Here is a 25,548-nt window from a genome sequence, read left to right on the forward strand (position 1 = left end):
GTCCGGCCGAGGCGGGTCAGTGGCAGTCGCCCCCCGCCCCCCGCGCGAGCAGCAGCAGCGCGTCAACGAGGTCCTCGGCGGGCGAACCGGTCGCCAGCCGGCGCAGCTGCTGTCCGAAGACCAGCGCGACGGCCGTCCCCGCCAGCCGCTCGGCGTCGGGCACCCCGAGCCCGGCGAGGATCTGCGCGGCCAGCCGGTCGTACGCGGCGAAGCACTCCGCCGCCGCGGCCCGCAGCCGCTCGTCCCGCCCCGCCTGCACGTACAGCTCGAAGGGCGCGATGTGCCTGCTGTCGAACTCCGTGCCCCCAGCGACCTGGCCGACCATGGCCGCGGCCCCGCCGATGTCGATCCCCCTGGCCTGGCACTGGTCGGCGAGCTCGGTGAAGCGCCGGGTCTCCTCGGCGACGAAGTGCAGCAGGCTCTCGCGCAGCAGCTCGTGCTGGGTCTCGAAGTGGTAGGTGACCGAGCCGAGGGAGACCCCGGCCTCCTTGGCGATCCGCCGGTTGGTGACCGCGGCGACACCGTCCTGGCCGATGATGCGCAGGACGGCCTCGATGATGCTCTGCCGGGTTCCGGCAGACCTCGGCACGGCGGTCATGCCGATCATTGTTCCACCGGTGCACTCCCGGCAGGAGCGAGGGAGGGCCGCTTCTCGTACCAGCGCTGGTCGTCCTCGAGTTGGGCGGCCAGCGAGATCAGCAGCTCCTCACTGCTCTCCGGGCCCAGGAGCTGGGCGCCGACCGGCAGCCCGTCGCGCGTGAACCCCGCGGGCACGTTCACGCCGGGCCAACCGAGCACGTTCCAGGGCCAGGCGTACGGGCAGGCCGCGGCCATCGTCGTATCGGTCCGCCAGGCGCTCAGGTCGTCGAAGGTGCCGATGCGGGGCGGCGGGGCGGCGGTGGTGGGGGTGAGCACGATGTCGTACGCGTCGAAGATCGCGCCGACCCTGCGGTGCTGCCGGGCCTCGCGGGCCCGGGACATGCGCAGCGCGCGGCCGCCGAGCCGCCTGCCGGTGCGTACGGCGCCGTGCGTACGCGGGTCGAGCAGGCCCGGCTCGGGGTGCAGCGCGGCGATCTCGGCGACGCCCGCGGTGGCGCGCGGCACGAAGCTCAGCCCGATCAGGCCGTAGCGGGGCCTCGCCTCCTCCACGTGGTGGCCCAGGCGCGCGAGGGCCTCGGCGAGCCCGGTGACCGCAGCGCGCACCTCGGGGTGGACGGCGGCGCGGGTGGCGGTGAGCGGCGGCCGCCAGGCCAGGGCGATACGGAGCCGGCCCGGGTCGTGGCGGGTCGCCGCCAGGGCGTGGACGGGCCGGGGCCGGTGCAGGTCCTCCGGGTGCGGGCCCGCGGACACGTCCAGCAGCAGCGCCGCATCACCGACCGTACGCGCCAACGGGCCGATGACCGCGAGCCCTTGGAAGGCGTCGGTGTACGGGTGCAGGGACACGCGGCCGCGCTGCGGCTTGATCCCGACCAGATGCGACCAGGCGGCGGGTATGCGGATCGAGCCCGCGCCGTCGGAGCCGAGAGCGGCGGGTACGAGCCCGGCGGCGACGGCGGCTGCCGAGCCGCCGGAGGAACCGCCCGGGGTATGGGCGGTGTTCCACGGGTTGCGGGTGGCGCCGAAGGCCGACCCCTCGGTGAAGGGCCACTGCCCGAGCTCGCAGGCGTTGGTCTTGCCGACGATCACCGCCCCGGCCGCGCGCAGCCGCCGCACCGGTTCGCTGTCCTTCGCGGCGGGGGCGATCTCTCCGCGGCAGCCGAAGCGCGTCTGCATCCCGGCCACGTCGGTGTCATCTTTGACCGCCACCGGCACGCCCAGCAGCGGAAGTTGATCCCCGGCCACCCGCGAGGCGGCGAGTCTGCGGTCGGCCTCCTCCGCCTCTTCCAGCGCGGCTTCGGCGCGTACGCACCGGAAGGCGTTGATGGTGCCCTGGGTTGCTTCGATCCGCTCGAGCGCCTCGCGTACGAGCGCCACGGACGTGGTCCGACCCTCCGTCAGGGCCCGGGCCTGGTCGGCGAGCCCGGTGCAATCGGCTGTGGACATGCGCCGCCCTCCTCCCTATCGTTCGTTCGAACGAACAGTTCTCGGGAGGCTACGCGTATGCGCATCACCGGATCAACCGTTCTGCTCACCGGAGTGACCGGCGGCATAGGCCGGGCCATTGCAGGTGAACTCGCCCGGAAAGGCGCCAGGTTGGTGCTGACGGGGCGTCGTGCCGACGCCCTGGAGCGGACCGCCGCCGAGTTCGACGCCCGCGCGGTCGTCGCCGATCTCGCCGACCCGGACCAGGTCGACCACCTCGCCGACGCGTGCGCCGACACCGACATCCTCATCGCCAACGCCGCCCTCCCCTCCAGCGGCGACCTCCTCGACTACACGCCCGAGCAGATCGACCGCGCCCTGGCCGTCAACCTCCGCGCCCCGATCATGCTGTCCCGCCTGCTCGCCCCCCGCATGGCGGCCACGGGCCGCGGCCACATCGCGCTCGTCGGCTCGATCTCCGGCAAGGCCGCGACCCGGTCCTCCTCCCTCTACAACGCGACGAAGTTCGGGCTGCGCGGTTTCGCGCTGGGCTTCCGGCAGGACCTGCACGGCACGGGGGTCGGGGTGTCGGTCATCCAGCCCGGCTTCGTACGGGACGCGGGCATGTTCGCGGCCACGGGGGCGAAGCCGCCCGGCGGCATGCGTACGGTCTCGCCGGGTCAGGTGGCGGCGGGGGTGATACGGGCGGTCGAGCGCGACCGGTGCGAAGTCAATGTGGCGCCGCTGGAGATGAGGGCGCTCAGCGCCATCGCCGGGCAGTTCCCCGGCTTCGCGGAGCGGGTGCAGCGCCGCGCGGGCGCCGAGCCCACGCTCCGGCAGATCGTGGACGCCCAGCGGGGGAAGCGCTGAGTCACAGGCCGGGACCGGAACATTCACGAGGAGTTGGGGGCCCCGTCGGCGCCGCCACCCGGAAGCCGATGTTTCCCGTCGAGCTGTCCGGGGTGTTGGAGCTGCGGGCCGCCACCCGGTAGCGGTTGCAGTACGAGTCGTGGCACAGGTACGAGCCTCCGCGCATGACCCGCGAGGTGCCCGTCGGCGGCCCCGTGGGACTCTCATGCGGACCGGAGCGGTGGAAGTCCACACTGAACCAGTCGGAGCACCACTCCCACACGTTCCCCACGGTGTTGTACAGGCCGTAGGCATTGGCGCGGTACGACTTCACCGGCACGGTCCCGAGCCGGCCGGCGGGCGCGGTGGGGAAGACCCCCTCGTACGTATTGAGCATCTGCCGCCCGTCCGGGGCCAGTTCGTCGCCCCAGGGGTAGCGGAGCTGCTCCAGGCCGCCGCGGGCCGCGTACTCCCACTCGGCCTCGGTGGGCAACCGGGTGCTGGACCAGTCGCAGTACGCCTGCGCGTCGTTCCAGGAGACGTGGACCACAGGGTGGTGCTGCCGGGATGCGATGGAGGAGCCCGGGCCCTCCGGGTGCTTCCACGTCGCCCCGGAGACCGCCCGCCACCAGGGAACCTCCGCCACCGGCCGGGAGACGGCCGCGAGTTCGTCCGGGAGCAGTCCTTGGAAGACGAAGGAGAACCCGAAGCGCTCGGCGTCGGTGACATAGCTGGTGGCCTTGACGAACGTGGCGAACTGAGCGTTGGTCACCGTCGTCGGCGCGATCCGGAAGGGGACGACCTCGACCTTCCGGATCGGGCCTTCGCCGTCGGCCGGAAAGCCGTCCGGGTCGTCGGTGCCCATGAGGAAGGTCCCGCCGGGGAGGTCGAGCAGCTGCCTGGCGACCCGGCGGGCGGGCGAGGGGCGGGTCGGCGGCGGCCCGAGGGAAACGGTGGCCGTGACGCCCCCGTGGCGGTGCGTACCGGGGGCACCGGACGTACCGGCGGCACCGGAGGTACCGGAGGTACCGGGCGTGCAGCAGGAGGACATGGCAGCTCCGTGAGGTGATCGACCGTTCGGGGACCCGCAGCGCGTCGCTGCGGGTGGCTTGTCGTGCTCACTCATCGGCCTCTCCTCCTGTTGTCGCGAACGCGCAGGCACGCATACGGATTGCGCGCGTGCGCAGGCGCACCGGTGCACACGTGCGCACGGGTGCATACAGGCGTGACGACGTGCCCGGCGGGCTATGGGTTCAGGCGTGACAGCGCGCGGCGCACGGGCTGAAGCACGAAGAAGCCCGTGATCCCTTTCCGGGCACGACGAAGGCCGGACCTGTTGTCACAGGTCCGGCCTTGATCGTTCAGGGTGAGTAACGGGACTCGAACCCGCGACATCCTGGACCACAACCAGGTGCTCTACCAGCTGAGCTATACCCACCACGACCGGGGCTTTTCGCTGCTTTCCGCACCCGGCCGAGAAAAAGTGTACAGGGTCCCGAGGTGTGCTCGCTCCCGGCTTTCCGGCGGGTCGCCCGGCCGGGTGCGGGGGTGGCCACGGCCGGGTGCGGAGGCTGTCCCGGGCCGGTTCCGGCGCTTGCGCACCCGCCGGGAGCCGGGCGCTACTCCGCCGCGACCGGGCCCCGGACGGCCTCTGCGGGCGCCGGGGCATCCGCCCGCAGGACGTGCTTCGCCGCGATCGCCTTCGCCGTCTCCGAGTCGGGACCCGGCTGCGGGACGAAGATCGCCTCCCGGTAGTAGCGGAGCTCGGCGATGCTCTCGCGGATGTCCGCGAGTGCCCGGTGGTTGCCGTTCTTCTGCGGACTGTTGAAGTACGCCCGCGGGTACCACCGCCGCGCCAGCTCCTTCACCGACGACACATCGACGATCCGATAGTGCAGGTGGTCCTCCAGCGCCGGCATGTCGCGCAGCAGGAAGCCGCGGTCCGTGCCGACGGAGTTTCCGCACAGCGGGGCCTTGCCGCGCTCCGGCACGTGCTCGCGTACGTACGCGAGCACCTGCCGCTCGGCGTCCTCCAGCGTCGTCCCGCCGTCCAGCTCGGCGAGCAGCCCGGAGGCCGTGTGCATCTGCCGCACCACCTCGGGCATGGTGACGAGCGCCTCGGCCGGCGGGCGGATCACGATGTCCACGCCGTCACCGAGCACGTTCAGCTCCGAGTCGGTGACCAGCGCGGCCACCTCGATGAGCGCGTCACTCGACAGCGAGAGGCCGGTCATCTCGCAGTCGATCCACACCATGCGATCGTTCATGTGTCTCACCCTACGGGGCGGTCCCGCTGACCGGGGACCTGCGGACGTCCCGGCATCCGGCTGCCGCCTCCCTGGCTGTCCCGGCCGCCCGGCTCCGGCTGTCGCGGAGCGTACGCGTCCGACTCCGGCTTGCCGGGATCGAAGAAGCCCCCGGACCCGCCGCCGGATCCGCTCCCGGACCCGCTGCCGGGCACCGCCGCAGGCCCGGAGCCCGCCCCGGGCCTGCGCGGCTGCACGCCCGACCCCGACGGATCCGAAGGCCCCCGCTGCTCGCCGATCTCCAGCCGATCAGGACGGTCGGACCGGTCGGACCGGTCGGACCGGTCCGGACGTTCCGGGCGCTCCAGCCGCTCCGACCGCTCCGACGCCCCGTTCTGCGGCCTGCGCGCCCGGTACGCCGCCCGGTAGGCCGCGGGCGAGGAGCCCAGCTGCCGCCGGAAGTGGCCGCGCAGCGCGACCGGCGAGCGGAAGCCGCAGCGCCCGGCGACCTCGTCCACGGAGTAGTCCGAGGTCTCCAGCAGCCGCTGGGCCTGCAGCACCCGCTGGGTGATCAGCCACTGCAGGGGAGCGCTCCCAGTAAGGGAGCGGAACCGCCGGTCGAAGGTGCGCCGGCTCATATAGGCGCGGGCGGCCAGGGTCTCCACGTCGAACTGCTCGTGCAGGTGCTCGAGCGCCCACGCGACGACCTCGGCGAGCGGATCCGCGCCGATCTCCTCCGGTAAAGACCTGTCGAGATAGCGCTCCTGACCGCCGCTGCGGCGCGCAGGGACGACCAGCCGCCGGGCGAGCGCGCCCGCCGCCTCGGCGCCGTGGTCGGTGCGCACGATGTGCAGGCACAGATCGATGCCCGCCGCGGTCCCGGCCGAGGTCAGCACATCGCCGTCGTCCACGAACAGCTCGCGCGGGTCCACATGGACCGACGGATAGCGCTTGGCCAGCGTCGGCGCGTACATCCAGTGCGTGGTGGCGGGCCGGCCGTCCAGCAGCCCGGCCGCGGCCAGCACGAAGGCCCCGGTGCACAGCCCGACGATCCGTGCGCCCTCCTCGTGGGCCCGGCGCAGCGCGTCGAGGGCCTCGGCCGGTGGCGGCGCCGTGATCGACCGCCACGCCGGTACAACGATGGTGCCGGCCCGGGACAGCGCCTCCAGTCCGTATGGCGCGGTCAGTTCGAGTCCCCCCGTCGTGCGCAGCGGCGCGTCCTCGCCGGCGCACACGAGCAGCCGGTACCGGGGAACCCCGGCGTCCTGGCGGTCGATGCCGAACACGGAAAGCGGGATGGAGCTTTCGAAGATGGGCCCGCCGCTGAAGAGCAGTACTGCGACGATCTCCCGGCGGCGGCGCCCGGACAGCTTCCGCGCGGCCTCCGGTGCGGTCGTGGCGTCCTGGCTCATGGCACTAAGCCCCCCTCGGTGGTCGCGTCCTCTCGGTCCTGCACGTTTCCCCTCGGTCCTGCACGAGTCCCCCGCCATGAATGGCCAAGATCGAATCTACTGTGTCGTATGAGGTCGGCGTGACAAGTTCACCACCGCCCGCTATGTCGACATGACAACTTGGCGTGAAGCATTCGATCACGAAGCGTTGCACTCGACGGCCCTGCTGGGAAGTACGCCTTCCGTCCGCACCCCGTTCCCACGCGGTGCTTGAGCCCGGGGTGTCCCTTTCCGCCCAGCTCGAGCAGGGGTTCGGGAGCCGTTGGGGCAAGGGTTCGGTGGTTGCGCGAAGTTGGCCGAAAAAGTGTGGAGGCAGAGCCAAAATGCCCGGTGCTACCGGGCGTACGCCCCCAGCGCACAATCCGCCTCCGTGCGCCGGGCCATGCATACGGCAACGCGGCCGGGCCGGTCGCCCCCCGAGTGGCCGCCGGGCGCGTCCCACGCCGGTCGGAACCGGCTGACCGGTCCCGTACGACCGCCCTGGTGACCAGCTCGTGACTGTGTGCATGCTGTGAGTCATCGCACTGGGGCATTGCGCTACGGGCGCGGCTCCGGCATGCTCCCGGGAAGTCGTACCGCGGCTGCCGCATCGGCCCGCCCTCGCGCCGCGAGGCGGGCCCTGGGCAGGTGGGGAGTGTCGCCGTAACCTTGTGGGTAAGGGCTTGGGAAGATGATTCCCGGACACCCGCGGGGGCCCGGGCTCGTCCCCGGAACATCCAGTATCCGCTCCGACCCGCTCCGCCAACCGTCGTTCCCTCCCAAGAGGACTTCCTTCGCCGAGACACCGATGGCCGGTCACGAAATTCCCGATCCCGCGGACCGCAAGCAGCGCAAGCAGGTCGCCGATCCGAAGGCGCCCCTCGAGGCGGCGGAAGAGTCACGCCACCCCTGCGATCCGGCGTTCCAGCACGGCGTGGTCGTCGGCTTCGACGGCTCGACCTCCAGCGAGCGGGCCCTCGCGTACGCCATCGGCATGGCGCGGCGCTCCGGCTCCGGACTGATCATCGTGCACGTGGCCAACCGGCTGCCGACGACCGTGTGGGCGGGCTGTGAGCCACCGGTCTTTGTGGACGTGCCGGACCACCGCACCGAGGTTCTCGGCCTCGAACTCGCCTGTGCGGACTATCTGTCCGAGGTGCCCTGGATCCTCGTGGAGCGCGGCGGTGACATCTGTCACGAGCTGGAGGAGGTCGGCCGGGAGTACTCGGCGGACGCGATCGTGGTCGGGTCGACGCACGGTCTGGTCGGCCGGATCTTCGGCTCGGTGGCGGGCCGGCTCGCGCGCCGCGCCCAGCGCCCGGTCGTCGTCATCCCGTAAGCCTCCCGCGGCCGTTCCGTTGTCCCTGCGGCCTCCCCCGCGCCGCGAGTCCGACAACTCCCCGTCCGTGCAGGTGAGGTGGGCGGGCGTCGGCCGATATGTCGACAGATCTACCGGCGCGTACAGGTGGATTGTGCGTTTGTGAGGGGTACATACCGGTCGCTGGGGAACCACAACTGCACATGAAGGGAGCCCGCCGTGGACAACGACGTCTCTGCGGGAAGCAGCACCTCCTCGACTCTGGGCCAACTCGCCCTCGGACTCACCCTGTTGGCGTTCGGTCTCGGCCACGCCGATGTGATCGACGGCGTGACGGCCGCCGATGCCGTCACCCTCGCGCTCTGGGTGGGCGGCGCCGCGCTGTTCATCACCGGGCTCCTGGAGTTCCGGGCGGGCAACGGCTTCAACGGCACGGCCTTCGCCGGGCTCGGGGCCTTCTGGTTCACCTGGGGCCGCGCGGCCGGGGTGGATGCTTCGGCCGAAGCCTCGGGCCTCTTCCTGCTTCTCTTCGCCCTGCTCGCGCTGACCCTGACGCTCGGGGCAGCGAGCGGCGGGCGCCTCACCCAGGCCGTGTACGGGCTGCTCTTCGTCTCGCTCGTGCTGCTCGGCATCGGGCAGTTCGCAGGGAACGACGGCCTGACGCAGGTCGGCGGCTGGGCGGGCGCCCTGTCCGGCGCCGCGGCGTGGTACTCGGCGACGGCCGCGCTGGCCAACTGGCCGACCGCACTGCCGGGACGCGCTGCCAACCGAGGGGTGACGGTCTCAGGTTAGGCAGCGGGGCCGGTGGGGGTTCCCCGCCGTAGAGCAGGGGAGGGCACAACCGGCCCGCAAAGGGACGGCCCCCGGCGCGTTGGTGGCACGCGCCGGGGGCCGGCCCCTCTTCTTGTGTGACCACAGGAGACGGCGGCCGAGCAGTCCCGGGCCGCCTCGCCGAGCACCTTGTGCACCGGCATCGTCGGGCCGTCAACCGCCGCAAGCACGCTGCGAATGGCCGCCACCGGCAGCTCTCCGACATCGAGCAGCGCGCGGATCAGCCACAGCCTGCACTGGTGCGAGGCGTCGTACGACGCCTGGTTGGGCTCGTCAGCCGGTGTCCTGCACGGTCGTCGCGGCCTCCAGCGCCGTGGCGATGGTGATCACCACGGGCCCAGTGATCCGCGGGAAGCGAGCTGGTCTACCTGGGCATGGCGTTTCTGACCATCCTGCTGTCGCCGTTCGGGATGCTGGTCTTTCTCGCCGTGCGCGCGGTGAAGGCCCGGTCCGGAGCCGGACCGGGCCCGGCTCCGGACCAGGGCCCGGAGCCGGGCCGGCTCGCCTCGCGCTGGGTTGCCGTAATCCCGGCCGCCGGATTCACTCCACGGTCACCGACTTGGCCAGGTTGCGCGGCTTGTCGATGTCGCGGCCGAGGGCCAGCGCCGAGTGGTAGGCGAGGAGTTGGAGCGGGATGCCCATGAGGATCGGGTCCAGCTCGACCTCGTTCTTCGGCACCACAATCGTGTCGTCGGCCTTCTCCTGCTCCTGGTGGGCCACCGCCAGGATCCGGCCGCTGCGGGCCTTGATCTCCTCCAGCGTGGCGCGGTTCTTCTCCAGCAGATCGTCGTCCGGCACGATCGCGACGGTCGGCACCGCCGGCTCGATCAGCGCGAGCGGCCCGTGCTTCAGCTCCGAGGCGGGGTACGCCTCCGCGTGCACATACGACACCTCCTTGAGCTTCAGGGAGGCCTCCCGGGCGACCGGGTAGCCGCGGACCCGGCCGACGAACATCATGCTCTTGGCGTCCGCGTACTCCGCCGCCAGCTTCTTGATCTCCTCCTCGCCGCGCAAAACCTCGGCGATCTGCTCCGGCAGCCTGCGCAGGCCCGCGATGATCCGCTTGCCGTCGGCGACGGACAGGTCGCGGATCCGGCCGAGGTGCAGGGCCAGCAGCGCGAAGGCGACGGCCGTGTTGGTGAAGCACTTGGTGGAGACCACGCAGACCTCCGGGCCCGCGTGCACGTACACCCCGCCGTCCGTCTCGCGCGCGATGGCGCTGCCGACGACGTTCACCACGCCCAGGACCCGGGCGCCCTTGCGCTTCAGCTCCTGAACGGCGGCGAGTGTGTCGTATGTCTCACCGGACTGGCTGACCGCGATGTAGAGCGTGTCCGGGTCGACGACCGCGTTGCGGTAGCGGAACTCGCTCGCGGGCTCCGCGTCCGCCGGGATACGGGCCAGCTCCTCGATCATCTGGGCGCCGATCTGGCCCGCGTGGTAGGCGGAGCCGCAGCCGAGGATCTTCACCCGGCGCACGCCGCGCGCCTCGCGGGCGTCGAGGTTGAGCCCGCCCAGGCGGACGGTGGAGAAGCGGTCGTCGATCCGGCCCCGCAGCACCCGGTCCACGGCGTCGGCCTGCTCGCTGATCTCCTTGTGCATATACGTGTCGTGGCCGCCCATGTCGTACGACTCGGCCTCCCACTCCACGGTGGTCGGCGAGGCGGAGGTGCGGCTGCCCTCGGTGGTGTACGTGCGGTAGTCGTCGGCCTTGAGGGTGGCCATCTCGCCGTCGTCCAGGGTGACGACCTGGCGGGTGTGGCTGACCAGCGCGGCCACGTCGGAGGAGACGAACATCTCGTGCTCGCCGATGCCCAGCACCACGGGAGAGCCGTTGCGGGCGACGACGATCCGGTCGGCGAAGTCGGCGTGCAGCACGGCGATGCCGTACGTGCCCTCGATCAGGCGCAGCGCCTGGCGGACCTTGTCCTCCAGCTTGTCGGCCTGGGAGCGGCCGATGAGGTGGGCGAGGATCTCGGTGTCGGTCTCGGAGGCGAACTCGACGCCGTCGGCGGTGAGCTTGGCGCGCAGCTCGTCGGCGTTGTCGATGATGCCGTTGTGGACGACCGCGACCTTGCCTTCGGCGTCCAGGTGGGGGTGGGCGTTGGCGTCGGTCGGGGCGCCGTGGGTGGCCCAGCGGGTGTGGGCGATGCCCGTGGTGCCCGCGAAGCGCTTGGGGAGGCGGGTCTCCAGCTCGCGGACGCGGCCCTTGGCCTTGGCGGTCTTCAGGCCGCCGGACTTGCCGTGGATCGCGATACCGGCGGAGTCGTAGCCGCGGTACTCCAGGCGCTGGAGACCCTCCAGCAGCAGCGGAGCAACGTCTCGTTTGCCGATATATCCGACGATCCCGCACATAGGGCCCAATTCCTTACGTGTTGTCTGCAGTTCCGGTGCTCGGCCGGCCGGTCAGCCGTAGACGATGCGGCGCAGCTGCCGCAGCGAGAGCTCGGGCGGGGCGACCGCCCGGCGGGGCAGCTCGTGCGTGATCCGCTCGAAGATGTCCGCGTTGCTCAGCCCTCTGGACTGCAGCTCGCGGTGGCGGCGCCGGACGAACTCCTCCGTCGTCTCGTCGAAGTACGCCAGCACGTCCAGCACCACCCGGGCAGCCTCGCCGCGCTGCAGCGGCGTGGAGCGGACCAGGTGGTCGACGAGGTCCTCGTGGGACGTGGGGCGATCGAGCACCCGTTGATATTGCGGTGTTGCGGAGAGATTCGCAAGATTCCTGCCCGGAATCGGGCAGGAAAGCGGTCAATCCAGTCCGCCAACGTGGTGGGCATGGGCCAAGTGGTCTATACCCTTGACCCGGTCCGGGGCTCGCGGTACCCATGTGACCGATCGGTCGCTCCACCCCCTCCCCCATGGCCTGAACGGCATGGGAGTACCCCCGTCGCCCCCCACCGCAGGGACGCCCCGTCGAAGGGAACCTCGTGAGACGACTGCCCAAGCTGCTCTGTTCCCTCCTCCTCGTCGCCTCCGCCGGAGCGGCGGCCGGGGGAGCCGCGACGGCAGCGCCGCCGGCCGCCTCCGGCGCCCCGGACACCCGGTCCGTCACCCCCCTCGGCCAGATCGTGCCCGCCCCCGCCTCCGTACGGCCCGGCGGCGAGCCGTACGCGATCAGCGCGCGGACCGTCATCCGCGTGCCGGGCCAGTCGCGCGAGGCGCGGAAGGCCCGTACGGCGGCCGAGCAGCTCGCGGGCGTGCTGCGGCCGTCCACCGGCTACCGCCTGCCCGTCACCACGCGCGGCGGGCGTGACGGCGTCGTCCTGAAGCTCGGCGGCGACCGCGGACTCGGCGCCGAGGGCTACCGCCTCGACTCCTCCCGCGCCTCGGTCACCATCACCGCCCCCAAGGCCGCGGGGCTCTTCTACGGCCTCCAGACGCTGCGGCAGCTGCTGCCCGCATCCGTCGAGAAGGCGAAGCGGCAGCCGGGTCCGTGGAAGGTCGCGGGCGGCACGATCACCGACGAGCCCCGCTTCGCCTACCGCGGCGCGATGCTCGACGTCTCCCGGCACTTCTTCACGGTCGAACAAGTCAAGCGTTACATCGACCAGATGACGCTCTACAAGATCAACACGCTCCATCTGCACCTGTCGGACGACCAGGGCTGGCGGATCGCCGTCGACTCCTGGCCGCGGCTCGCCACGTACGGAGGCAGCACCCAGGTCGGCGGCGGCCCGGGCGGCTACTACACCAAGGACGACTACCGCGAGATCGTGCGGTACGCCGCGGACCGGCAGTTGGAGGTCGTGCCCGAGATCGACATGCCGGGGCACACCAATGCGGCCCTCGCCTCGTACGCCGAGCTGAACTGCAACGGCGTGGCCCCGCCGCTCTACACCGGCACCGACGTCGGCTTCAGCTCGCTGTGCGTGCCCAAGGACGTGACGTACGACTTCATCGACGACGTGGTGCGCGAGCTGGCCGAGCTGACGCCGGGGCGCTACCTCCACATCGGCGGCGACGAGGCGCACTCGACCAGCCACGAGGACTACGTCGCCTTCATGGACAAGGCGCAGGCCGCCGTCGGGAAGTACGGCAAGACCGTCGTCGGCTGGCACCAGCTCACCGGCGCGAAGCCGGTGAAGGGCGCGGTCGCCCAGTACTGGGGCACGACCGGGACCGAGCAGGAGGTCGTGGACGCGGCCAAGGCCGGGACGAAGCTCGTCCTCTCGCCCGCCAACCGCATCTACCTCGACATGAAGTACAACGAGAACACCCCGCTCGGCCTCAGCTGGGCGGGCTATGTCGAGGTCCGGCAGTCCTACGACTGGGACCCGGGGGCGTACATCAAGGACACGCCGTCGTCCGCGATCCTGGGCGTCGAGGGGCCGCTGTGGTCGGAGACCCTCTCGACCAGCGACCACATCGAGTTCATGGCCTTCCCGCGGCTCCCGGGCGTCGCGGAGCTGGGCTGGGCACCGGCGTCGGCGCACGACTGGGAGTCGTACCGGACCCGTCTGGCGGCCCAGGGCCCGCGCTGGACGGCGCTCGGCATCGACTACTACCGCTCACCTCAGGTGCCCTGGCCCGGTAAGTGAGGCAGCGAGGCTGTGAGTGGGAGACGGGCGCCCGGGGGGACCGTACCCCGGGGCGCCCGTCCCTCTCAGTGACGCGCGAAGCGCGCGATCGGGTTCCGCAGGGTGCCGACGAGCTGGACGGCCCCCGCCGGGTCCTCGAGGTCGACCATCTGCTGGTTGTCGCGCAGCTGCAGCCGGTTGAGGCAGGACAGCCCGAACTCCTCCGCGAACAGGTCGTATCGCTCGAAGCGTTCGGCCAGCTCGGGGCGGGACTCCTGGTAGTCGTGGACGCAGTCGGCGACGGTCCGCCAGAAGGCGTCCTCGCCGAGGATCCCCTCCGAGTCGAGGATCCCGTTCAGGAAGCGGAAGAAGCAGTCGAAGACATCCGTGAAGATCGACAGCGTTTTGAGATCCTCGGGCACGTCCGCGCGGATCCGCTGGACCGCCGGGGGCAGGACCGCGTCCGGGTCCATGACCGCGATCTCCTCGGCGATGTCCTTGAAGACGGCCCGGCGCGGTACGCCCTGTTCGTCGAGGACGAGGATGACGTTCTCGCCGTGCGGCATGAACACCAGCTCGTACGCGTAGAAGCAGTGCAGCAGCGGCGTGAGATACGCGTCGAGGTAGCGGCGCAGCCAGTCCGTGGGTTCCAGGCCCGACCGGTCGATCAGCGCGGCCGCGAAGGAGCCGCCGTCCCGGTCGGTGTGGAGCAGCGAGGCCATGGTCGCCGGCTGCTCACCCGGCTCCAGGGCAGGGACCGGGCTCTCCCGCCAGAGCGCGGCGAGCATCTTGCGGTACGGGGAGTCCTTGGCGGTGGCCGATTCGTACTGGGCGTGGTGGTAGCCGACGGCGGCGCGTTCCCGGATGATCGACAGGCCCGTGCGGGACAGCACCTCGTCGCGCGCGATGAGCCCGGCGAGCCAGTCGTTGATGGCGGGCGTCGCCTCCATGTAGGCGGCGGACAGGCCCCGCATGAAGCCCATGTTCAGCACGGACAGGGCCGTCTTCACGTAGTGCTTGGAGGGGTCGCTGGTGTTGAAGAAGGTGCGGATCGACTGCTGCGGCAGATACGCGTCGTCGCCGTGCCCCAGGCAGATCAGCCGGCGCTGGGCGATCTCGGCGGCAAAGGTCACCGACAGCTTGTTCCACCACTGCCAGGGGTGGACGGGGATGAGGTGGTAGTCGGCGAGATCCAGGCCGAGTTCGCGCAGGACGGCCGAGAACCGGCCGAGCGTCTCCTCGCCCAGCTCGGAGCGGATGAGCAGGTCGTAGTCCAGGTCGGCGCCGCAGGTGAAGGTGGAGCGGGCGCGGCTCGCGGCCAGCCAGATCAGCCGGACGGGGTTGGCGGCCTCGGGAGCGTACGAGCGGTACTCGTCGGAGCCGAAGCCGAGCCGCCCGTTGTTGGCGACGAAGCAGGGGTGGCCCTCCGTCATCCCGGTCTCGATCGCCTGGAACCCGGCTTTGGTCAGCTCGGCCGCGGTGACCGGCTGCTTGGCGAGTTTGAACGCGGTGCCCGCCAGCGTCGAGCTGATCTCCTCCAGGTAGACGGGGAGGATCTGCTCGGTCAGGCCGAGCGCGCCGCGCAGCTCGGCGAAGAAGTCGAGGGCGTCGAGCGGGAGTTCGCGGCCTGCGCGGTGGCGGGTGATGCTCGCCGGGTCGATCTGCCAGTGGTCGACGGCCAGGACGCGGGCGGCGAACCGGTACTCGACGCTCCCGTCGTCGCTGCGGACCGCGTAGCGGCTGAAGTCCCCGTCGCCGTCCCCGTCCCCGTCGCGGTCCCGGTCGCCGGGCCCGGGCAGCGGCACGGGCGCGAGCAGCCGCTCGTGGGAGAACTCGGCGAGGGCCTTGCGTACGAGGAGGCGGCCGGCGTGTGCCCAGAGCTCGGGCGTCAGGTGGGCGACGGCTTTGGCCGGTGCGGATGTGGTCATCGGATGGCTCCTCGGGCGGCCAGGAACTGCTCGCGGGCGCAGACGCTGAGCAGTGCGACCTTCTCGGGCTTCGCGATCGTCCCGACCGGCCGGAAGCCCATGGCCTCGTTGAGCCGGTGGACGGCCGTGTTCCGTACGTCGGGCTCGACGACGACGCGCCGGACCGACGGGTCGGAGAACAGCAGGTCCATCACGGTGGTGATCACGGCGAGGGTGAAGCCGGGCAGCGGGGTGCCGGTCGGTGCCGTCAGGAAGTGCATGCCGATGTCGCCGGGCCGGGCGGGGTAGAGCCCCTTCAGCTCGACGTGGGCCGGGTCGTAGCGCTCCACGAGGAAGGCGGGGCGGCCCTCGTGCAGCCCGACGAAGGCGTCGTGGTACTCGGAGGCGGCGATGGACGCGTACTCCCGCTGGATGTCGGCGAGCCCGGCGTCCTGCATCAGCCAGAAGGCGGCCTTGGGGTGGGTGACCCAGCCGTGCAGCAGCGGGGCGTCGGCGGCGGGGTCCACGGGCCGCAGGGCGAGCTGGCCGAGTACGGCGTCGTTACGGCTGAAGACGATCTCGGTCATGCGGGGGAGACCTCCAGTGGCCGTGCCGGTGCTTCCCCGGGCCGCGGCTGCTCCGCGGGGACCCCGAACTCCTGGAAGGCGATGGCCTTCTCGACCGGGTAGTACTCGCGGCCCAGCAGCTCGCGGATGATGCTGGAGTTGCGGTACGCGGCCATGCCCAGGTCGGGGGCCACGAAGCCGTGCGTATGCAGCTCGGCGTTCTGCACGTAGATGCCGCGCCCCGTGACGTCGATGCTGTAGTTGCGGCGTACGTCGAAGCGGCCCGACTCGTCCCGGACGATGCGGTCGGTGACCGGGGCGAGGAAGGCCGGGACCTGGTGGCGGTAGCCGGTGGCCAGCACCAGTCCCTGGGTGCGCAGCTCGAAGTACCGGCCTTGTTCTTCCTGGCGCAGCCGGAGCGTGTACGTGCGGCTGCCCTCCTCGTACGCGGCCTTCGTCAGCGCGGTGTTGGTCATCAGGCGGGTCGGGACGCTCTTGCCGCGGCGGCTCTTCATGTAGAGCAGGTCGAAGATCTCGTCGATCAGCTCGGAGTTGATGCCCTTGTAGAGGTTCTTCTGCGAGGCCACGAGCCGGTCGCGGGTGCGCGCGGGCAGTGCGTGGAAGTAGTCCACGTACTCCGGTGAGGTCATCTCCAGCGTCAGCTTGGTGTACTCGAGCGGGAAGAAGCGGGGCGAACGGGTGACCCAGGTGAGCTCGTAACCGAAGCGGTCGATGTCCTGGAGCAGGTCGTGGTAGATCTCGGCCGCGCTCTGCCCGCTGCCGACGACCGTGATGCTGTCCTTGGACTGCAGCGCGTCCCTGCTGTGCAGATAGCGGGAGTTGTGGAGGAAGTCCCCGCCGAGTCCGCGGCAGGCGTCGGGTATGTACGGCGGGGTGCCGGTGCCCAGGACGAGGCCCCGGCCGCGGTCGGTGTGCCGCTCGCCGGTCGCGAGTTCCACGGAGTGGACCGCATAGACCTCCTCGGCCTCCTCGTACGTGACCTCCGTGACCTGCCGGCCGAAGCGGATGGCCCCGGAGAGCTTGGCGGCGGCCCAGCGGCAGTAGTCGTTGAACTCCGACCGGAGCGGATAGAAGCTCTCGCGGATGTAGAACGAGTAGAGCCGCCCGGATTCCTTCAGGTAGTTGAGGAAGGAGTACGGGGAGGTGGGGTCGGCAAGGGTGACCAGGTCCGACATGAACGGGGTCTGGAGCGTACTGCCTTCCAGCAGCATCCCGGAGTGCCAGTCGAAGTCGGGCTTGCTCTCCAGGAAGAGGCCGTCGAGCCCGTCGATCGGGTCGGTCAGGCAGGCGAGCCCGAGATTGAACGGGCCGAGCCCGATGGCGATGAAGTCGTGGGGGGCGGACATGCGAATCTCCTGTCCGTTGGGGGTCATGGAGGCCCGGGGCATCCGGCCTCGGCTATCCGGCCTGGGCGGCGAGCTGCGGCGCGGCGTGCCGCGAGAGGTACGCGCGGGCGTGCCGGTCGATGAGATCGAGGACGCACGCGATATCGCTCACCGAGGTCTGCGGGTTGAGCAGGGTGAACTTCAGATAGTGGGCGCCGTCGACCGTGGTGCCGGCGACGACCGCCTCGCCGGAGGCGAACAGCGCCTCGCGCGCGTACAGGTTGACCGCGTCGGTGAGCGCCGTGCCTGCCGTGGCCGCTGTGCCTGCCGTGCCCGGCGGGAGATAGCGGAAGACGAGGGTGGACAGCTGGGGCTCGGTGACGACCTCGAAGCGCGGGTCCTCGTCCAGCAGCTTCCAGCCTTCCGCTGCGAGGTCGACGACGGCGTCGAACAGCCCGCCCACCGCCTCCGCGCCCATGACGCGCAGCGTCATCCACAGCTTGAGGGCGTCGAAGCGGCGGGTGGTCTGGATGCTCTTGTCGACCTGGTTGGGGATCTGCTCCTGGGCCATGCGGGCCGGGTTGAGGTAGTCGGCATGGTAGGTCGCATGCCGCAGGGTGGCCTGGTCACGGACCAGGACCGCGCTCGAACTGACCGGCTGGAAGAAGGACTTGTGATAGTCCACGGTCACGGAGTCGGCCCGCTCGATGCCGTCGAGGAGATGCCGTCTGCGGGACACCAGCAGCCCGCAGCCGTACGCCGCGTCGACGTGCATCCACGTGCGGTAGCGCTCGCACAGGGCGGCGATCTCGGGCAACGGGTCGATGCTGCCGAAGTCGGTGGTGCCCGCGGTGGCGACGACGGCCATCGGGGCCAGGTTCTCGCGGCGGCAGCGGTCGAGTTCCCGGGCCAGCGCGGCGGGCCGCATCCGCCGCTGCCGGTCGACGGGCACCGGGATGACGGCCTCGTAACCGAGTCCGAGCAGCGCCGCCGACTTGGCGACGGAGAAGTGGCTGCACTCGGAGGCGAGGATGCGCAGCCGGGGCAGGATCTCGGCCTTGCGCGGCGCCTTCTCCGCGTTCTTGCCGATGATCCGGCAGGTCTCGTCGCGGGCCAGCAGCAGGGCGTGGAGGTTGGACTGGGTGCCACCGCTGGTGAAGACGCCGTCGGCGGCGGTGCCGAGGCCGATGCGGTCGGCGGTCCAGCGGATGAGGCGGCGCTCGATCAGGGTGCCGCCGACGCTCTGGTCCCAGGTGTCGAGGGAGGAGTTGACGGCCGAGAGCACGGCCTCGCCGAGGACTGCGGGGATCACCACCGGGCAGTTGAGGTGCCCGAGGTAGCGGGGGTGATGGAAGTAGACGGCGTCGCGGAGATAGACGCGCTCGAGTTCGTCGAGTGCGGCGGCCGGGTCGTGCAGCGGCCGGTCCAGGTCGACGCCGGAGATCATGGGGGAGAGCTCGTGCGGGGCGATTCCGGTGAACGGCCGGGTGGTTCCGGCGAGTCTGGCCGCCACCCGCTCGACGCCCTCGGTGACGGAGCCCCGGTAGCGCCCGGCCGTCTCGCCGTTGAGCAGGTACGAGGTGGGGGGCGCGGGGGTGAGTGCCGGTGCGGGTGCCGGGTCCGCCGGTGCGGGGGCGGCCGGCGACGACTCCTCGGCGGCGCGCGCGAGGAAAGACATGAACGGTCCTCCTGTGTAGGGGACTTCGAAATTTAGGTTAGCCTAACCTAAGTTAGGCGACGGCGTCCGGGGCCGCCCGAGTCCCGGCCGTCCCGGGGTCAATCGTCAGTGGACGCACCGGACATGACCTCCTGGCGGAGGTCCTCCTCACTGGCGCCGCGGCGCCAGTAGCCGACGAAGGTGACGGCCCTGCGGTTGAACCCGCGCTCTCCCACGAGGTGGCGGCGCAGAGCGCGTACGGTCCCGGACTCGCCCGCGATCCAGGCGTACGGGGTGCCCGGCGGCAACTCGGCAGCCCGTACGGCGTCGAGGGCGCGCCCGGCGGGCTGCTCACCGGACGCTCCCGTTGTGCGTGTGGTTCCGGCCGTTTTCGCCCGGACCAGCCACGTGACTTCGGCGTTGGCTCTGGTTGGCAGCTCCCGGCGGTCCGCGGCGTACGGGACCTCGATCCACACCTTCGCCGGAGTGCCCGGTGGCAGCCACTCGAGGATGGCAGCGGCGGCGGGCAGGGCCGTCTCGTCGGCGGCGATGAGCACCCAGTCGGTGTTCTCGGGCGGGCGGAAGCGGACGGCGGTGTTGTCCTCGACGGCCGGGCCGAGGACGATGACGCGGTCGCCCGGCCGGGCCCGGCCGGCCCACCGCGAGGCCGGTCCGTCCGCCGCCGCGCTGCCTGATGCGAGGGTGTCTGATGCTGGGGCGCCTGATGCCGCGCCACCTGATGTCGCGCCTGATGCCGTGCCGCCCGAAGCGGGGGCTCCGTGGAGTACGAACTCGATGTCCACCTCGTCCGGTTCGCGGCGCTGCTCGCGCACGGTGTACGAGCGCATGACCCCCCGTACCCCCGGGTCCATCGCCCGCCACCGGGCGAACCACGCGTCGCCCGCCTCGATGGGCACAAGGGGAGCGTTCTGGCCCGGGTGCGGCAGGAACAGCGAAAGACTCTGGTCGCGGCCGCCCGCGGAGAAGTCCTTCAACCGCTCGCCGCCGAAGGTGACCCGGACCATCGAGGGGCTGATGCGCTCGGTTCTGACCACCTCCAGCTCGAAGAAGCGGAACGGGGCCGGGGCCTGGGAGGTGGCGGCGCTGGCGGCGGTGGGCATGGGGGTTCCCTTCGCGACGGCGGTTCCTGTCGTGTCCGGCTCCGGCTCAGCTGACCTTCTTGGCATCCCGGATGACCTTGGCGAGGCCCTCGAGGATCGGGGCGCAGGCGGCGTACGAGAAGATGGGCTCGGTGACCCGCGGGACCACCTGGCCGGCCTTGACCGCGGGCAGCTTGTTCCAGGTCGGCTTGGACGTGAGCGCCTCGGGCTGCAGGGCCGAGGTCCGGTTGTCGAGCAGGATCACGTCGGCCTCGTACCTGTCGGCGTTCTCCCAGCTGAGGCTCTCGAAGAAGCCCTGCTTGTCGGGCTCGTCGGGGACGACGACGTCGACGCCGAGCTCCTTGAAGTAGCGCAGGTCGGCCGAGGGGTCGGGGGTGGAGACGTAGAACAGGTCGGCGCTGCCGGAGCCCGCGAGGACCTTGATCCCGGGGTTGGATTCGGCGGCCTCGCGGACCGCGGTCGCGGCCCTCTCGAAACGGGCCCTGGCGTCCGTGACTTTCTTGGCCCTGAGGTCGGCGCCGAGGGACTCGGCGAGCTCGGCGTGGCGGCGCAGCGGCTCGGGGAGGGAGACGTGGGCGACCATCAGACCGACGCTCGGCGCGAGCTTGAGGATCTTGTCCTTGCTCTCCTCCGGGACGTACCAGAGGGCGTCCTTGATGAACATGCTGCTGACGAGCAACTCAGGGCTCAAGGCCGCGTACTTCTCGACATTGAACTTACCGAAGGTGTTGCCGAGGATCGTGAGTTTGCCGATGTCGAGGCCGCCCGCCTGGACGTCGGGCTTGCCGTCGTTGGTCCTGGTCGGGCCGAAGACGCCCGTGACCTCGATGCCGTAGTCGTGGAGCGCGGCGGCCGTGCCGGTGAAGGCCACGATGTTCCTCGGGGTGCTGTCCGTCCTGACCGTGGTGCCGCGGTCGTCCTTGAAGGTCCACGGGCCGGACGTGCCGGACGAGGTGCCGGAGCCGGAGGAGTCGCCGCTGCCGCAGGCGGTGAGCAGGGCACCGAGGCCAAGCGCACCGCCCGCGGTGAGGAGGGAGCGACGGGAGAGTTGGGGGGCTCGGGCGTGAGACATGACAGTTCCGCTTCCTGGTACGAGTGGTTCCTGGGCGGGGTCAGAAGTTAGGTTAACCTAACCTAACCTAATGAGCTGTCCAGGGGGCCCTCGTACCCGGCCTCACGCCGAGCCCGGGGTCAGGCGGCTCCCAGGCCCAACTCGCGGGCGATCAGCATGCGCTGGACCTCGCTCGTGCCCTCGCCGATCTCGAGGATCTTCGAGTCCCGCCACATCCTGGCCACCGGGTACTCGTTCATGAACCCGTAGCCGCCGTGGATCTGGGTGGCTTCGCGAGCATTGGTCACCGCGATCTCGGAGGAGTAGAGCTTGGCGAGCGCCGCCTCCTTCTTGAACGGCTCGCCGTGCACCAGCCGGGAGGCGGCGTCGCGCCATGCGATGCGGGCCGTGTGGGCGCGCATCTCCATGTCCGCCAGCTTGAACTGGATCGCCTGGTTGTCGCCGATCGGCCGCCCGAAGGCCTGACGGGTCTTCGCATAGGCCACCGATTCGTCGACACAGCCCTGGGCCAGTCCCGTGGCCAGCGCGGAGATCGCGATCCGGCCCTCGTCGAGGATCCGCAGGAACTGGGCGTAGCCCCGGCCCTTCTCGCCGAGCAGGTTGGCGGCCGGGACCCGGCAGTCGGAGAAGGACAGTTCGCGGGTGTCCGAGGCGTTCCAGCCGACCTTCGAGTACGGCGGTGCCACGCCGAAGCCGGGCGTGCCGGACGGGACGATGATCGAGGAGATTTCGGGGCTGCCATCGGCCTTCCGGCTGGTGACCGCGGTGACCGTGACCAGCCCGGTGATGTCCGTGCCGGAGTTGGTGATGAAGGACTTGGTGCCGTTGATCACCCACTCGCCGGTGGACTCGTCGAGCCGCGCGGTGGTGCGGGTGCCGCCCGCGTCCGAGCCGCACTCGGGCTCGGTCAGCCCGAACGCGCCCAGGATCTCTCCCGAGCACAGCCGCGGCAGCCACGTACGCTGCTGCTCCTCCGTGCCGAAGCGGTGGATGGGCATGGCGCCGAGCGAGACACCGGCCTCCAGGGTGATGGCCACCGAGGAGTCCACCCGGGCCAGCTCCTCCAGGACCAGGCCGAGGGCGAGATAGTCGCCGCCCATCCCGCCGTACTCCTCGGGGAAGGGCAGGCCGAACAGGCCCATCCGGCCCATCTCGCGGACGATCTCGTAGGGGAACTCGTGGTTCTCGTAGAACTCCCCGATCTTCGGGGCGACGACGTCGTGGGCGAACTCCTCCACCGTGCGGCGGAGTTCCTCATGCTCGGGTGAGAGCCGGTGGTCGATCGACATGGCGGTCAGCGCTCCTGGTGGGAGGTGGTGCCGGAGAGGGCACGGACGGTGCGGGACGGGCTGGGTCGGCCCAGGTGAGCGGCCATCCACACGCTGGTGGCGGTAAGACGGCCGAGATCGACCCCGGTCTCGATGCCGAGGCCGTGCAGCATCCATACGAGGTCTTCTGTGGCGAGGTTTCCGGTGGCGCTCTTCGCGTACGGGCATCCGCCCAGGCCGCCTGCGGAGGCGTCGACGGTGGTGACGCCGTGCTGGAGGGCGGCGAGGGTGTTGGCGAGCGCCTGGCCGTAGGTGTCGTGGAAGTGCACGGCGAGGCGATCGGTGTGGATGCCGGCCTCGCCCAGCACGGAGAGCAGTTCGAGGACGTGACCGGGCGTGGCCACGCCGATGGTGTCGCCGAGGCTGAGCTCGTCGCAGCCCATGTCCATGAGGCTGCGGCAGACCCGTACGACCTGGGCGATCGGCACGGCGCCCTCCCAGGGGTCGCCGAAGCACATCGATACATAGCCGCGCACGCGCACGCCCGATCCGCGCGCGTCGGCGACCACCGGGGCGAACATGGCGAGTGACTCGTCCACGGTGCGGTTGAGGTTGGCCTTGGCGAACGACTCCGTCGCGCTGGCGAAGACCGCGATCTCGCGCACGCCGAAGGTGAGGGCACGACGCAGCCCGCGCTCGTTCGGCACCAGCACCGGCAGCCGGGCCGGTACGTCCTCGAGCATCGGCATCAGCTGCTCGGCGTCGGCGAGTTGGGGCACCCACTCGGGGCGTACGAAGCTGGTCGCCTCGATGGTGGAGAGGCCCGCGTCGGCCAGCCGCCGGATGAAGTCGGCCTTCACCTCGGCCGGGACGACCATCTTCTCGTTCTGCAGGCCGTCCCTGGGGCCCACTTCATGGATACGGACCCGGGCCGGAAGGCCCGGCGACGGCACCTCCATGGGCAGCCCCCCGGCCGGTCCGCCGACCAGTCCCTCGGTCATGACTCGCCCTCCTGCTCGCGCTGGGAGTCCTGCTCTTGCCGGGAGTCCTGCTCGCGCTGGGTTTCGTGCGGCGCGACCACGGCGAGCACCTGGTCCATGGCGACTGTGGTGCCGGGGGACACGTCGAGTTCCGTGACCGTGCCGGCGTGCGGGGCGGAGATGACGTGTTCCATCTTCATCGCCTCGACGACGAGCAGGCTCTGACCGGCGGTGACCTCGTCCCCGACGGCGGCCTTCACGACGGTGACGGTGCCGGGCATCGGCGCGGTGAGCGCGTCCACGCCGTGCGGTCCTGCCGCGCCGCGCAGCGCCGCTTCGACCGGGTCGTGGTTCTGGACGTGCCAGCTGTCGCCGTCCCTGCCGAGCCAGGTGCCCTCCGGGCCGGGCTGGACGACGAAGGCGTGGGTGACGCCGCCCCACTCCAGCAGCACGCGCACGGGGGCGGCGACGGAGTCGCTCGCTGCGCCCTGGCCCGGCGCCGCCGTGTCCGCGAGGAGCCGTGCGGCCACGGGCTCGCCGTCGCCCGCCCGCACCTCGGCGCCCGCGACACCGCCGCGTACCCGCACGGCCACGGGCTCCTGCCCGGGCACCCGCAGATGGTGCACGGTCCAGGCGGGCTCGCCGCCGAGCCGCCACCCACTGGGGACGGAGAAAGGGTCGACCCAGGCGGCGGGACTACTCCAGGACCCTGCGGCAAGTGATGCCGCGTGTCGAGCTGGGGCCGAATCCCCAGCACCGGGCCGCGCCAGTCCTACGGCTGCAGGGGCTGGAGTACCTGGCACCGACGTGGAGGCCGGTCCGGTGGCCGCCCTCCCGGCGGCTCCCCCGGAACCGGCGGCGACTCCGGCCTCGCCGGTCACAGCCGTGCGCAGTCCGCCCGGCCCCGGCCGGAGGCCACCCGGCTCGAGCGCCGCCTGGCGGAGCAGGGCCGCCGCCCCGTACACCTCGTCCGGAATGCCCAGCGGCACGAGTGTCCCCGCGTCGCGGTCGACCAGGCCGGTGTCCACGTCGCCCGACTGCACTGCCGGGTGGGCCAGCAGGCGACGCAGGAAGCCGGTGTTCGTCTCGACGCCCAGGACGGCCGTGCCGCCCAGGGCCGTGCTCAGGCGGCGCAGAGCCGTGGCGCGGTCGGGCCCGTGGGCGATCACCTTCGCGAGCATCGGGTCGTACGAGGTGCCGACTTCCGTTCCGGCGGAGAGGCCGGAATCCACCCGCACGCCCTCGCCCTCCGGTTCGCGCAACGCCCGGACCGTGCCCGCGGACGGCAGGAAGTCGACACGATCGCCGGACACGCGCGCGGTCTCCGCGCAGATGCGGGCCTCCACTGCATGGCCGGTGAGCCGGATGTCCTCCTGCGCGAGCGCCAGCCGCTCGCCCGCCGCGATCCGCACCTGCCACTCGACCAGGTCCAGGCCCGTGACGAGCTCGGTGACCGGGTGCTCCACCTGGAGGCGGGTGTTCATCTCCATGAAGTAGTAGGCGGAGACGGGGTGTTCGGGGGGTGCCTCCCCGATGGGCACAGTGCTGCCAGGCACGATGAACTCCACCGTGCCCGCGCCCGCGTACCCGCAGGAGCGCGCCGCCTGGACCGCGGCCTCACCCATGGCCTTGCGCGTCGCCTCGTCGAGAAGCGGTGAGGGCGCCTCCTCGATGATCTTCTGGTGGCGGCGCTGGAGGGAGCACTCGCGCTCGCCGAGGTGGATCGCATGGCCGAACCCGTCGGCCAGCACCTGGATTTCGATATGGCGCGGGCGGTCGACCCACCGCTCCACCAGCAGCGTGTCGTCGCCGAACGAGCCGCGCGCCTCGCGCCGCGCCGCCGCGATCTCGTCGGCGAGCAGCGCCTCGGCCCGGACGAGCCGCATGCCCTTGCCACCGCCGCCCGCCGACGGCTTGAGCAGCACCGGCATCCCGATCTCCCGGGCGGCCGACGCGAGTTCGGCGTCGGACAGCCCGCTGCCCGAGGAGCCCGGCACGACCGGCACCCCGGCCGCCTGTACGGTCTCCTTGGCGCGGATCTTGTCGCCCATGAGCTCGATCGCCGCGGCCGGCGGCCCGATGAAGGTGAGCCCGGCATCCGCGCAGGCCCGCGCGAACGCGGCGTTCTCGGCGAGGAAGCCGTAGCCCGGGTGCACCGCCTGGGCGCCGGTACGGGCAGCGGCCTCCAGCAGCCGCTCCGCCGAGAGATAACTCTGCGCCGCGGACGCCGGGCCGATCCGGACCGCCGTGTCCGCCTCCCGTACATGCCGCGCGTCGGCGTCGGCGTCGCTGAAGACGGCGACCGAGCGGATGCCCATCCTCCGGAGCGTGCGGATGACCCGGACCGCGATCTCGCCGCGGTTGGCGACCAGCACTGCGTCGAACATCGAAGCCACCGAAGCAACCGAAGTCATCGAA

20 protein-coding genes and 1 tRNA gene are annotated in these 25,548 nt (G+C 71.4%); 4 read left to right on the forward strand and 17 right to left on the reverse strand.

Annotated elements, in window-relative coordinates; all coding sequences use genetic code 11:
* Window positions 1-16: 16 nt before the first annotated feature.
* Both ACTWQC_RS32135 and ACTWQC_RS32140 read right to left on the reverse strand, forming a co-directional pair.
* Complete coding sequence (locus tag ACTWQC_RS32135) at window positions 17-598, reverse strand: TetR/AcrR family transcriptional regulator (protein ID WP_443319378.1); 582 nt, start codon at window positions 596-598, stop codon at window positions 17-19.
* A gap of 5 nt (window positions 599-603) precedes the next feature.
* Window positions 604-2,043 (reverse strand): amidase, encoded by a 1,440-nt coding sequence (locus tag ACTWQC_RS32140; RefSeq protein WP_443319379.1) that lies wholly within the window; start codon window positions 2,041-2,043, stop codon window positions 604-606.
* A gap of 57 nt (window positions 2,044-2,100) precedes the next feature.
* On the opposite strand from ACTWQC_RS32140, the gene ACTWQC_RS32145 reads away from it, so the two are divergent.
* Entirely contained in the window at window positions 2,101-2,892 is a 792-nt protein-coding gene (locus ACTWQC_RS32145; RefSeq protein WP_443319380.1) for an SDR family NAD(P)-dependent oxidoreductase, read from the forward strand.
* Between the two features lies 1 nt (window position 2,893).
* Here the strand turns inward: ACTWQC_RS32145 and ACTWQC_RS32150 are convergent, their stop codons facing one another.
* The 4 genes from ACTWQC_RS32150 to ACTWQC_RS32165 all read right to left on the reverse strand — a co-directional run bounded on the left by ACTWQC_RS32150 (window position 2,894) and on the right by ACTWQC_RS32165 (window position 6,529).
* The gene (locus ACTWQC_RS32150; RefSeq protein WP_443319381.1) at window positions 2,894-3,922 is read right to left on the reverse strand and encodes a formylglycine-generating enzyme family protein; all 1,029 of its coding nucleotides are present in this window, start codon (window positions 3,920-3,922) and stop codon (window positions 2,894-2,896) included.
* Between the two features lie 314 nt (window positions 3,923-4,236).
* A tRNA-His gene (locus ACTWQC_RS32155) sits at window positions 4,237-4,309 on the reverse strand.
* Window positions 4,310-4,490: 181 nt separating this feature from the next.
* Window positions 4,491-5,138, reverse strand: coding sequence for an oligoribonuclease (gene orn, locus ACTWQC_RS32160; RefSeq protein WP_443319382.1), 648 nt, complete (start codon window positions 5,136-5,138; stop codon window positions 4,491-4,493).
* 5 nt (window positions 5,139-5,143) lie between these two features.
* On the reverse strand, window positions 5,144-6,529 hold the full coding sequence (locus tag ACTWQC_RS32165; RefSeq protein ID WP_443319383.1) for a helix-turn-helix domain-containing protein: 1,386 nt from the start codon (window positions 6,527-6,529) through the stop codon (window positions 5,144-5,146).
* Between the two features lie 826 nt (window positions 6,530-7,355).
* Here ACTWQC_RS32165 and ACTWQC_RS32170 point away from each other — a divergent pair.
* Both ACTWQC_RS32170 and ACTWQC_RS32175 read left to right on the forward strand, forming a co-directional pair.
* Window positions 7,356-7,886, forward strand: coding sequence for a universal stress protein (locus ACTWQC_RS32170; RefSeq protein ID WP_443319384.1), 531 nt, complete (start codon window positions 7,356-7,358; stop codon window positions 7,884-7,886).
* Between the two features lie 198 nt (window positions 7,887-8,084).
* Entirely contained in the window at window positions 8,085-8,657 is a 573-nt protein-coding gene (locus tag ACTWQC_RS32175) for an acetate uptake transporter (protein ID WP_443319385.1), read from the forward strand.
* A gap of 579 nt (window positions 8,658-9,236) precedes the next feature.
* Here ACTWQC_RS32175 and glmS read toward each other — a convergent pair.
* A complete protein-coding gene (glmS, locus tag ACTWQC_RS32180; RefSeq protein WP_443319386.1) occupies window positions 9,237-11,051 on the reverse strand; it encodes a glutamine--fructose-6-phosphate transaminase (isomerizing) in 1,815 nt (604 codons plus the stop codon).
* Between the two features lie 51 nt (window positions 11,052-11,102).
* Window positions 11,103-11,378, reverse strand: a complete 276-nt coding sequence (locus ACTWQC_RS32185; protein WP_443319387.1) for a hypothetical protein — start codon at window positions 11,376-11,378, stop codon at window positions 11,103-11,105.
* 245 nt (window positions 11,379-11,623) lie between these two features.
* On the opposite strand from ACTWQC_RS32185, the gene ACTWQC_RS32190 reads away from it, so the two are divergent.
* On the forward strand, window positions 11,624-13,234 hold the full coding sequence (locus tag ACTWQC_RS32190) for a beta-N-acetylhexosaminidase (protein WP_443319388.1): 1,611 nt from the start codon (window positions 11,624-11,626) through the stop codon (window positions 13,232-13,234).
* A 65-nt stretch (window positions 13,235-13,299) separates the two neighbouring features.
* Here the strand turns inward: ACTWQC_RS32190 and ACTWQC_RS32195 are convergent, their stop codons facing one another.
* The 9 genes from ACTWQC_RS32195 to ACTWQC_RS32235 form a co-directional block, all read right to left on the reverse strand.
* On the reverse strand, window positions 13,300-15,141 hold the full coding sequence (locus ACTWQC_RS32195) for an IucA/IucC family protein (RefSeq protein ID WP_443319389.1): 1,842 nt from the start codon (window positions 15,139-15,141) through the stop codon (window positions 13,300-13,302).
* Window positions 15,138-15,707 (reverse strand): GNAT family N-acetyltransferase, encoded by a 570-nt coding sequence (locus tag ACTWQC_RS32200; protein WP_443319390.1) that lies wholly within the window; start codon window positions 15,705-15,707, stop codon window positions 15,138-15,140. The genes ACTWQC_RS32195 and ACTWQC_RS32200 overlap by 4 nt, the downstream gene beginning before the upstream one ends.
* On the reverse strand, window positions 15,704-17,053 hold the full coding sequence (locus ACTWQC_RS32205; RefSeq protein ID WP_443319391.1) for a lysine N(6)-hydroxylase/L-ornithine N(5)-oxygenase family protein: 1,350 nt from the start codon (window positions 17,051-17,053) through the stop codon (window positions 15,704-15,706). The genes ACTWQC_RS32200 and ACTWQC_RS32205 overlap by 4 nt, the downstream gene beginning before the upstream one ends.
* Window positions 17,054-17,105: 52 nt before the next feature.
* A complete protein-coding gene (locus ACTWQC_RS32210) occupies window positions 17,106-18,710 on the reverse strand; it encodes a pyridoxal phosphate-dependent decarboxylase family protein (protein WP_443319392.1) in 1,605 nt (534 codons plus the stop codon).
* A 98-nt stretch (window positions 18,711-18,808) separates the two neighbouring features.
* Window positions 18,809-19,810 (reverse strand): siderophore-interacting protein, encoded by a 1,002-nt coding sequence (locus ACTWQC_RS32215; RefSeq protein ID WP_443319393.1) that lies wholly within the window; start codon window positions 19,808-19,810, stop codon window positions 18,809-18,811.
* A gap of 46 nt (window positions 19,811-19,856) precedes the next feature.
* Complete coding sequence (locus ACTWQC_RS32220) at window positions 19,857-20,882, reverse strand: ABC transporter substrate-binding protein (protein ID WP_443319394.1); 1,026 nt, start codon at window positions 20,880-20,882, stop codon at window positions 19,857-19,859.
* Between the two features lie 119 nt (window positions 20,883-21,001).
* On the reverse strand, window positions 21,002-22,171 hold the full coding sequence (locus tag ACTWQC_RS32225) for an acyl-CoA dehydrogenase family protein (RefSeq protein ID WP_443319395.1): 1,170 nt from the start codon (window positions 22,169-22,171) through the stop codon (window positions 21,002-21,004).
* Window positions 22,172-22,176: 5 nt separating this feature from the next.
* Window positions 22,177-23,151 (reverse strand): hydroxymethylglutaryl-CoA lyase, encoded by a 975-nt coding sequence (locus tag ACTWQC_RS32230; RefSeq protein ID WP_443319396.1) that lies wholly within the window; start codon window positions 23,149-23,151, stop codon window positions 22,177-22,179.
* Entirely contained in the window at window positions 23,148-25,517 is a 2,370-nt protein-coding gene (locus ACTWQC_RS32235) for an ATP-binding protein (RefSeq protein WP_443319397.1), read from the reverse strand. The genes ACTWQC_RS32230 and ACTWQC_RS32235 overlap by 4 nt, the downstream gene beginning before the upstream one ends.
* Window positions 25,518-25,548: the final 31 nt, after the last annotated feature.

The organism is Streptomyces sp. 8N616 (genome assembly GCF_052246385.1).
Taxonomy (GTDB): Bacteria; Actinomycetota; Actinomycetes; order Streptomycetales; family Streptomycetaceae; genus Streptomyces.

What these genes read in the sequence shown, in the direction of transcription:
- ACTWQC_RS32210 (WP_443319392.1), bottom strand. Translation starts at nt 18,710, where the DNA reads ATGTCTTTCCTCGCGCGCGCCGCCGAGGAGTCGTCGCCGGCCGCCCCC.
- ACTWQC_RS32220 (WP_443319394.1), bottom strand. Translation starts at nt 20,882, where the DNA reads ATGTCTCACGCCCGAGCCCCCCAACTCTCCCGTCGCTCCCTCCTCACC.
- ACTWQC_RS32145 (WP_443319380.1), top strand. Translation starts at nt 2,101, where the DNA reads ATGCGCATCACCGGATCAACCGTTCTGCTCACCGGAGTGACCGGCGGC.
- ACTWQC_RS32205 (WP_443319391.1), bottom strand. Translation starts at nt 17,053, where the DNA reads ATGTCCGCCCCCCACGACTTCATCGCCATCGGGCTCGGCCCGTTCAAT.
- ACTWQC_RS32170 (WP_443319384.1), top strand. Translation starts at nt 7,356, where the DNA reads ATGGCCGGTCACGAAATTCCCGATCCCGCGGACCGCAAGCAGCGCAAG.
- ACTWQC_RS32200 (WP_443319390.1), bottom strand. Translation starts at nt 15,707, where the DNA reads ATGACCGAGATCGTCTTCAGCCGTAACGACGCCGTACTCGGCCAGCTC.
- ACTWQC_RS32225 (WP_443319395.1), bottom strand. Translation starts at nt 22,171, where the DNA reads ATGTCGATCGACCACCGGCTCTCACCCGAGCATGAGGAACTCCGCCGC.
- ACTWQC_RS32165 (WP_443319383.1), bottom strand. Translation starts at nt 6,529, where the DNA reads ATGAGCCAGGACGCCACGACCGCACCGGAGGCCGCGCGGAAGCTGTCC.
- ACTWQC_RS32215 (WP_443319393.1), bottom strand. Translation starts at nt 19,810, where the DNA reads ATGCCCACCGCCGCCAGCGCCGCCACCTCCCAGGCCCCGGCCCCGTTC.
- ACTWQC_RS32230 (WP_443319396.1), bottom strand. Translation starts at nt 23,151, where the DNA reads ATGACCGAGGGACTGGTCGGCGGACCGGCCGGGGGGCTGCCCATGGAG.
- ACTWQC_RS32150 (WP_443319381.1), bottom strand. Translation starts at nt 3,922, where the DNA reads ATGTCCTCCTGCTGCACGCCCGGTACCTCCGGTACCTCCGGTGCCGCC.
- ACTWQC_RS32135 (WP_443319378.1), bottom strand. Translation starts at nt 598, where the DNA reads ATGACCGCCGTGCCGAGGTCTGCCGGAACCCGGCAGAGCATCATCGAG.
- ACTWQC_RS32140 (WP_443319379.1), bottom strand. Translation starts at nt 2,043, where the DNA reads ATGTCCACAGCCGATTGCACCGGGCTCGCCGACCAGGCCCGGGCCCTG.
- orn (WP_443319382.1), bottom strand. Translation starts at nt 5,138, where the DNA reads ATGAACGATCGCATGGTGTGGATCGACTGCGAGATGACCGGCCTCTCG.
- glmS (WP_443319386.1), bottom strand. Translation starts at nt 11,051, where the DNA reads ATGTGCGGGATCGTCGGATATATCGGCAAACGAGACGTTGCTCCGCTG.
- ACTWQC_RS32195 (WP_443319389.1), bottom strand. Translation starts at nt 15,141, where the DNA reads ATGACCACATCCGCACCGGCCAAAGCCGTCGCCCACCTGACGCCCGAG.
- ACTWQC_RS32235 (WP_443319397.1), bottom strand. Translation starts at nt 25,517, where the DNA reads ATGTTCGACGCAGTGCTGGTCGCCAACCGCGGCGAGATCGCGGTCCGG.